Source organism: Holdemanella sp., assembly GCF_056804935.1.
Map to the genome: position 1 here is coordinate 1 of NZ_DBMEXE010000059.1, position 7,903 is coordinate 7,903.

Annotated in this window: 11 protein-coding genes; 8 read left to right on the plus strand and 3 right to left on the minus strand. The window is 34.5% G+C overall.

What is annotated here, in order from left to right:
* Window positions 1-96: 96 nt before the first annotated feature.
* The 7 genes from ACZQCL_RS04195 (at window position 97) to ACZQCL_RS04225 (ending at window position 4,430) form a co-directional block, all read left to right on the plus strand.
* Window positions 97-387 (plus strand): hypothetical protein, encoded by a 291-nt coding sequence (locus ACZQCL_RS04195; protein ID WP_270491304.1) that lies wholly within the window; start codon window positions 97-99, stop codon window positions 385-387.
* Window positions 384-827: a DUF4860 domain-containing protein gene (locus ACZQCL_RS04200; RefSeq protein ID WP_227991618.1), complete on the plus strand. Its 444-nt coding sequence runs from the start codon at window positions 384-386 to the stop codon at window positions 825-827. The genes ACZQCL_RS04195 and ACZQCL_RS04200 overlap by 4 nt, the downstream gene beginning before the upstream one ends.
* Window positions 824-1,144, plus strand: coding sequence for a hypothetical protein (locus ACZQCL_RS04205; protein WP_270491307.1), 321 nt, complete (start codon window positions 824-826; stop codon window positions 1,142-1,144). Before ACZQCL_RS04200 ends, ACZQCL_RS04205 begins: the two co-directional genes overlap by 4 nt.
* Window positions 1,144-1,437, plus strand: coding sequence for a hypothetical protein (locus ACZQCL_RS04210; RefSeq protein ID WP_227991620.1), 294 nt, complete (start codon window positions 1,144-1,146; stop codon window positions 1,435-1,437). Before ACZQCL_RS04205 ends, ACZQCL_RS04210 begins: the two co-directional genes overlap by 1 nt.
* A 1-nt stretch (window position 1,438) precedes the next feature.
* Entirely contained in the window at window positions 1,439-2,494 is a 1,056-nt protein-coding gene (locus ACZQCL_RS04215; protein ID WP_118116439.1) for a type IV pilus twitching motility protein PilT, read from the plus strand.
* Between the two features lie 92 nt (window positions 2,495-2,586).
* Window positions 2,587-3,930, plus strand: a complete 1,344-nt coding sequence (locus ACZQCL_RS04220) for an MATE family efflux transporter (protein ID WP_227991622.1) — start codon at window positions 2,587-2,589, stop codon at window positions 3,928-3,930.
* Entirely contained in the window at window positions 3,930-4,430 is a 501-nt protein-coding gene (locus tag ACZQCL_RS04225) for an SGNH/GDSL hydrolase family protein (RefSeq protein ID WP_117571836.1), read from the plus strand. The genes ACZQCL_RS04220 and ACZQCL_RS04225 overlap by 1 nt, the downstream gene beginning before the upstream one ends.
* 11 nt (window positions 4,431-4,441) lie before the next feature.
* Here ACZQCL_RS04225 and ACZQCL_RS04230 read toward each other — a convergent pair whose 3' ends face one another.
* Window positions 4,442-5,005 (minus strand): manganese efflux pump MntP, encoded by a 564-nt coding sequence (locus ACZQCL_RS04230; protein WP_288523125.1) that lies wholly within the window; start codon window positions 5,003-5,005, stop codon window positions 4,442-4,444.
* 241 nt (window positions 5,006-5,246) lie between these two features.
* Between ACZQCL_RS04230 and ACZQCL_RS04235 the strand changes: the two genes are divergently transcribed.
* On the plus strand, window positions 5,247-5,846 hold the full coding sequence (locus ACZQCL_RS04235) for a histidine phosphatase family protein (RefSeq protein WP_227991623.1): 600 nt from the start codon (window positions 5,247-5,249) through the stop codon (window positions 5,844-5,846).
* On the opposite strand, the gene ACZQCL_RS04240 is transcribed toward ACZQCL_RS04235, so the two are convergent.
* Both ACZQCL_RS04240 and gdhA read right to left on the minus strand, forming a co-directional pair.
* The gene (locus ACZQCL_RS04240; RefSeq protein ID WP_227991624.1) at window positions 5,800-6,471 is read right to left on the minus strand and encodes a YoaK family protein; all 672 of its coding nucleotides are present in this window, start codon (window positions 6,469-6,471) and stop codon (window positions 5,800-5,802) included. The genes ACZQCL_RS04235 and ACZQCL_RS04240 overlap by 47 nt on opposite strands.
* Before the next feature lie 80 nt (window positions 6,472-6,551).
* The gene (gdhA, locus tag ACZQCL_RS04245) at window positions 6,552-7,883 is read right to left on the minus strand and encodes an NADP-specific glutamate dehydrogenase (RefSeq protein WP_118319826.1); all 1,332 of its coding nucleotides are present in this window, start codon (window positions 7,881-7,883) and stop codon (window positions 6,552-6,554) included.
* Between the last annotated feature and the right edge of the window lie 20 nt (window positions 7,884-7,903).

Consider the following 7,903-nt stretch of genomic DNA (forward strand, 5'->3'; position numbering starts at 1 on the left):
TAACAGTGGGGAGCCGTATGCGGGAAAACTGCACGTACGGTTCTTAGAGGAGTTTATCTCCAACTGTTTATTTTAGAGAAGGAGATAAATTTACTTATGAAAATAAAGAACATATTGTTCTTTGTCTTGTTTTTAATATTGATATTGTTTGGTTTTTCAAATATCAATAAGAGTACAGAGAATTTAGATATAGATCGCGTAAAGAACAGTTTGGATACGGCATTGATTACTTGTTACAGTGTGGAGGGTCGTTATCCTGAAAGTGTTCAATACTTAAGGAAAAACTACGGTTTTACTTATGATAAAAATAGTTATTTTATAACATATGACTGGCAAGGGGACAATGTATACCCAAATATTTATGTGTATAGAAAGGGGAATGAATGATGAAAAATGCAGGTGTTTTCTTTTCTCTTTCTTTATTGTTCTTGTTTGTGGTGTGTTGTTTTATGTTGCTGAATATTCAAATCGAAGATTATACGATGCTTCAAAGACGCACAAAACATGATTTTGAAACATATACTCCTGTTTCTTATGTCACGAATAAGATTCATAGTTATGATGCCGAAGATGGAGTGTGTGTTCTTGTTGTGAATGATCAAAAGGTGATCAAGCTTTCGGATGCGAAAAGCGATACATATTTGTATAAATCAGGAACGAGTTTGATGGAACTTTGCGTTGTTAAGGATATGGAACCGGATTTAACGATGGGACAGCCGTTAATGACTTGTCATGATTTTGATGTAGAAAAAGATGTAAATACTATCTCATGTAAGATCAATGGTGTTACTTTTTATGTAAATATAAGAAGTGAGGTGGCATCATGACAAAGAAGCCATTTTCATTCTTTTTAGAATTATTGTTTGTGTTATTCTTCTTTTTGATTACTTCTACGATTTTGATTGAAATCTATGCGAAGATGGTGCAAATTTCGCAAATGGACACATATCGTCAAGATGCCATGGTTATAGCGCAAAATAAAATTGAAACGCGTGCTAGTGTGGGTGAATATTCGCAAGAGATGAATGATTATATATATGATGTTAAGATTTCAAATGTAAATAGGAATGAATATTGTATTCGTATTTATGTAAAGGAAAAGAAAGTGTTGGATTATAAATATTATCAAGAGGAGAATCACTAATGAAACAATCAAGAATAGGATTAGGTGTAGTTACAATGCTAAGCATATTTGTCGTTGTCTGCATGTGTGTATTAGTGTTGTTTTCATCAAATAAGGTATACCAAATCCATGAACAGACCAATCGTAGTTATGCGTTTAAAAAGGCGTACTATGAAGCTGAAATCAAAGCCCATAAATTAATAGATGAAAATCAAACGGATTTTTTGGTTCATGTAAAGGGTGACACATATTTAAAAGTAAAAGTAAAAGATGACAAAATCGTTATCTTTAAAACGATTGTGAAAGGGGAATAAAATGGAAGTTGTTGAAATTTTAAAAAAAGCTATAGACCAGAATGCTTCAGACATTTTCTTTGTGGCTGGAAGTCCATGTATGTTTAAGGTGGGACAACAGTTAGTTAAGGTTACGCAAGAGAAAATGATGCCAAATGATACAAAGGATATTGTTCAACAGTTGTATGGTTTTGCCCCCTATTGTTCATATGAGAATTTTGTGGCAAATGGAGAAGATGATTTTTCTTTTTCTTTATCCCAGGTTGGTCGTTTCCGTGTGAATGTGTATCGTCAAAGAAACTCAGAAGCTGCTGTATTGCGTGTGGTTAATTTTGATCTGCCAAATCCAGAAGATTTAAATATTCCAGAATCTGTCTTAAATCTTTCAGATCGAAGAAAAGGGATTATCTTAGTGAGTGGTCCTGCAGGCAGTGGTAAAAGTACGACGTTAGCTTGTTTAATAGATCGCATGAATGAGACAAGAAGTTGTCATATTATTACGATTGAGGATCCAATTGAATTCTTGCATTCGCATAAAAAGTCAATTGTATCCCAACGAGAGGTATATCATGATACGGCAAGTTATTTAAATGCATTAAAATCGGCATTGCGTGAGGCACCTGAAGTTATTTTATTGGGTGAAATGCGTGATGAAGAAACAGTTTCTACAGCTCTTTCCGCGGCTGAAACCGGACATTTAATTCTATCTACGTTACATACTGTAGGAGCTGTAAATACAATTGATCGTATTATTGATATGTTTCAAGGTCATCAAGATCAAGTGCGTTCGCAATTATCAATGATTTTAGAGGCTATCATTAGTGAGCAATTAATCCCAGGAAAAGATGGAGAATTGATTCCTGTGTTTGAAATTATGCTGGTCAATCCTGCGATTCGTTCGCAGATTCGTGAGAATAAGATTCATCAGATTGAGAATACAATGATTTCGAATCGACAGAACGGTATGGTTATGATGGATGATGCGATCTATGACTTGTATCAACAAGGTAAAATCACAAAAGATATTGCGATTCAGTATAGTCTGCATCCGGATCGTATGAAAACGAGAGTGCAATAAAGAATGAAAAGTTACATTTCATTCTTTTTTTCTTTCAATAATATTACATAAGGTATATAATTTGACTATTATTGTAAACGGGGAGGATTTGTATGCGTAGTTATCAAGTGGATATGTGTAATGGTCCAATTTTTAAAAAGTTGATTATTTTTTCATTACCATTAATTTTGTCGGGCTGCCTGCAATTGTTGTTTAATGCAGCCGATATTATCGTAGTAGGTCGATTTACGGGAAATCAAGCGTTGGCAGCAGTTGGTTCAACAAGTGCATTAATCAATTTATTGGTGAATATGTTTATTGGTATTAGTGTTGGTGCAAATGTTGTATTGGGTAAATCTATTGGGGCTCGAGATGAAGAAAATACATCTAAAGCTGTACATACAGCTATTTTTATTGCCGTCTTTGGTGGATTATTAATGGTGTTTGTGGGTTTCTTTTTTGCGAAACCCTTGCTAGAGTTAATGGCTACACCAGAAGATGTAATTGATTTGTCATCTTTATATATGCGTATTTATTTTGCAGGTATGCCATTTTTTATGGTTTATAACTTCGGGGCTGCCATACTTAGATCGATTGGGGATACAAAGCGTCCACTCTATTTTTTGTTGATTTCTGGTATCATCAATGTGCTATTTAATCTCTGTTTCGTAATTGTATTCGATATGGGTGTTGCTGGTGTCGCTTTAGCTACGATTATTTCGGAAGGAATTAGTTCTGCTTTAATTCTATTATGTTTAAAGCATATGGATGGACCTTTACATTTTGAGTTAAAGGATATGCGTTTCCATAAGGAATTAGCTTTACAAATGCTAGAAGTAGGACTTCCAGCTGGGCTTCAAGGCATTATCTTTAGTATTTCAAACGTATTGATTCAATCAAGTATTAACTCTTTTGGCTCTTTAGTTATGGCTGGAAATACCGCCGCAAGCAATATTGAAGGCTTTGTATATACGTCTATGAATGCAGTTTATCAAACTTCTTTGTCGTTTACTTCGCAAAATTTTGGAGCAAAAAAATACAATCGAATTGATAAGATTTTATTAGAATGTTTAGTAATTGTTAGTATCGTAGGTCTTGTACTCGGGCAAGGTGCTTATTTCTTTGGCCAACAGTTACTATCTATTTATTCTAGTGATGAGCGTGTCATCCAATTTGGAATCAATCGATTGGCTGTTATTAGTACAATGTATTGTTTATGTGGAATTATGGATACTTTAGTTGGAAGTCTTAGAGGAATCGGTTATTCTATTTTACCAATGCTGGTATCTTTAACGGGTGTCTGTTTGATTCGTGTTATATGGATATTTACTGTATTTAAGGCAGTGCATACAACCTTCTCATTGTATATTTCTTATCCAATTACGTGGGTTATAACGCTTGTGGCGCATGGTATTTGTTTCATGGTTGTGCGTAAGAAAATTCGCAGAGTGGCATAATGAAAAAGGTATTGTTTTTAGGGGATTCCAATACTTGGGGCTATGATCCAAGAGGATATTTTCAAAGGTATGATTTAACATACATTGATTATTTAAATGATCTTGTGCCTGGATGGATATTTTTTGAGGATGCGATCAATGGTCGCTTATTGCGAGATGTAAAAGAGGATACATTCGATTTAGATTCGATTGATTTATTTTGTGTTATGTTGGGGTCTAATGATTTGATTCATTATTATGATGTTGATCAAATCCTTTCTTTTATGCATGAGTTAATTGATTCAATGGACAAAAGAAAGCTGTTGATTCTTTGTCCGCCAATTTTGCAATTTGATGAATTTAGAGATGAAAGTATGAAACTGAATGAGGCATATAAGGTAATGGGAGTTCCTTGTTTAGATTGTAATCCTTTAGATATGAGTTTTGATGGTGTGCATTTATCTGAAAAAGGACATAAGGAATTGGGTATAAAAATAGCTGAGTATATGAAAAGACTTTAATTGAAGTCTTGTTAGAAAAATAAATGTTCAATTAAGATTTTAATTCCTAATAGAATTAAGATGATACCACCTAAGTATTCAGCATATTTTTCCAATAAGCTGCCAAGTTTTTTTCCAAATAATACACAAACAAATGAAAGAATAAATGTAGTGATACCAATGGTAGTTATAGCTAAAAATAGATTGACTTTTAAAAAGGCAAAACTTACACCAACGGCTAAAGCGTCAATACTTGTGGCGATAGCTAAAAGAAGAATGTCTTTAAATGGGATGGAGTGAATTTTTACTTCATTTTCTTTTTCTTCTTTTCCTTCGCGAATCATGTTGATACCTATCAAGCTCAACAAAATAAAGGCAATCCAGTGATCGATGGATTGAATGTATTCGGCAAAATGACTTCCGGCAAAATATCCAATAGCTGGCATAAGTGCTTGAAAAAGGCCAAACGCTAGGGCTAGGATAAAGGCGTATTTTTTTACTTGATCTTTATCAAGACCCATACCTTTTGCCAAAGATACAGCGCTTGCATCCATAGCTAAACCAATGCCAATAAATAAAATAGTAATAAAATCCATATTTCCTCCTAAAATAAAAAGACTTATACGAAAAAAAGATGTCTTTTTTCGCATAAGTCTTGTTTATTACGATAAGCCAGATCGATTGATCAGTGTGTTGACTTAAATACTTACATAAGTAAGATAACTACTCCCTTATGGATGTGATTATATTACCAAAATCAAAATTTCTTTACAATGTAAAATAGTTATTGATATCTAACTAAAATGGATTATAATGAGGCAAAAGGAAGGTATATATATGACACATTTTTATATTATTAGACATGGAGAAACGGTATTTAATCGTAAAGGTCGTATTCAAGGATGGTGTGATTCACCGTTGACGGATTTGGGCGTTTCTCAGGCAAAACAATTGGGTAAAGAATTGAAGAATGTTCCATTTGATGTATGTTTTTGTTCAACGAGTGAAAGAGCTATAGATACGGCAAACTCTATTTTAGAGGGTAGAAATGTAAAGATTATTCCTTCTAAAAATTTAAAGGAGCAGAGTTTTGGTGATTTTGAGGCTGAAAAATCAGTGGATATATTTAAAGATGGAGTACGTTTTCCAGATGGTTATCGTTTTTGTGGTGGTGAAAACCATAGTGATGTTATAGAAAGAGTAACGAAGGAATTAAAAAAAATCGCATCCGAATATCCGAATGCGAATGTTTTAGTAGTTTGTCATGGTTCTGCCATCAAACATATTGTGAACGCATTGTGTCCAGGTTTTGTGAATGAAAAACCGAATACAGCAGCTTTAGTGCCAAATTGTTCGGTGACGAGAATGGATTGTGATACAGAATTAAAACTTATTGAAAAGCCTCATCTTTTTCACGGTCAACAAACATTAAAATAAAGGCGAGTATTAATAGTGAAACGCTTATCCAGATAGCTTTTGCTGAAAAAATCCGAATACAAAAGTTTCCTAGAATGGCACCGATTATAAATGTTAAAATAATTAAGTAGTAGAGAAGTCCACTTTGTAGATGTTGGACTTTTTTTGTGCATAAATAATTACACATTTCGTGTGTCCCTGTTCTTAAATTTCCAATACACATCGTCGTTGCGTAACCTTTACCATGTATTTTACGAAAGGCTTGTACTTGTAAGCCGCACGCAAAAGAAGTTAAAGAATTTGCGACAAGGTTTTGTTCGAATGAAATATATCCAACGCCAAATAATATAATGATTTCAATCAAGAGAGTAACTTGTCGCCAGTGTACTTTTTGAATTTTTTGAAAATGTACAAATTCCGCTAAGAAAATACCTAGACCAAAAGCAAGTACGGGACATAAATAATGTAGAGCATGTTGGAATTGTCCACTTGCTAAATTGACACCAAAGAGGAGCATATTTCCAGTTTGTGCATTTGCGAAGACTTGTCCTCTTGCTAAATAGGAATAGGCATCCATAAATCCACCGGATAATGCTAAAAGAATACCGAGTTCGATAGATTCAGATGTTTGTTTTGCTCGTTTCATAGAATAATCACAACCTTTTTACTTTTAAGATAATAATGCAAAATCACAAAAAATAAAAGCCGAAATCGGCTTTTATGGTGTTAAACAGTACCTTGTGCTTTCATTGCTTTTGCAACTTTTAAGAATCCAGCAATGTTAGCTCCAACTACATATTCTTTTTCATGACCATATTCTTTAGCAGTATCACGACAAGTTTCAAAAATATTAACCATGATATTTTCAAGCTTTTGATCAACTTCTTCTGCTGTCCAAGATAAGTGTTGAGCATTTTGTGACATTTCAAGACCTGAACATGCAACACCTCCGGCATTGCTTGCTTTACCTGGAGCATAGAATACACCATTTTTCATTAGATAGTGGATTGCTTCTGGTGTTGTTGGCATGTTAGCACCTTCACATACAGCGAAAACTTTATTAGCTACTAATGCTTTTGCATCTTCTAAATCAAGTTCGTTCTGAGTGGCGCATGGAAGTGCGATATCGCATGCAACAGTCCATGGACGAGCATTTGGTGTGTATGTTGCATTTGGTCTTTTTTCAACATATTCTTTAATACGTCCACGACGAACTTCTTTGATGTCTTTAACTAAATCTAAATCAATTCCTTCTGGATCGTAAACGAATCCGTTTGAATCGGACATAGTTACAACTTTTGCTCCAAGTTGTGTTGCTTTTTCACAAGCATAGATAGCTACGTTACCACTTCCGGAAATCGTAACTGTTTTTCCTTCAAAGCTAGTTCCGTTATCTTTTAATAAAGCTTGTGTAAAGTAACATAGACCATATCCAGTAGCTTCGGTACGAATCAAGGATCCACCGAATGTTAATCCTTTACCTGTCAATACGCCGCTGTATTCATTTTTCAAACGTTTATATTGTCCAAATAAATATCCGACTTCACGGCCTCCAACACCAATGTCTCCAGCAGGAACATCTGTGTTCGGTCCGATGTGACGGTATAATTCGCTCATGAAGCTTTGGCAGAAACGCATAACTTCGCGATCGCTTTTTCCTTTTGGATCGAAATCAGATCCACCTTTTCCACCTCCCATAGGAAGTGTAGTCAATGAATTTTTTAATACTTGTTCAAATCCTAAGAATTTGATAATACTAATGTTTACAGATGGGTGGAATCGTAAACCTCCTTTATATGGTCCGATGGCAGAGTTGAATTCAACACGGTAACCACGGTTTACTTGAGTTTTGCCATTGTCATCAACCCAAGGAACACGGAAAATGATTTGTCTTTCAGGTTCTACAAGTCTTTCTAATACATCATCATCTAATTCTTCAGGATGTACATCTGCGATAATATTCAATGATTCGAATACTTCTTCAACGGCTTGAAGAAATTCTTTGTCATTGGGATTTCGTTTTTTTACTGTTTCGTATAATTGCTCTAGGTCTTTCATTTTAAGTCCTCCCTTATTTA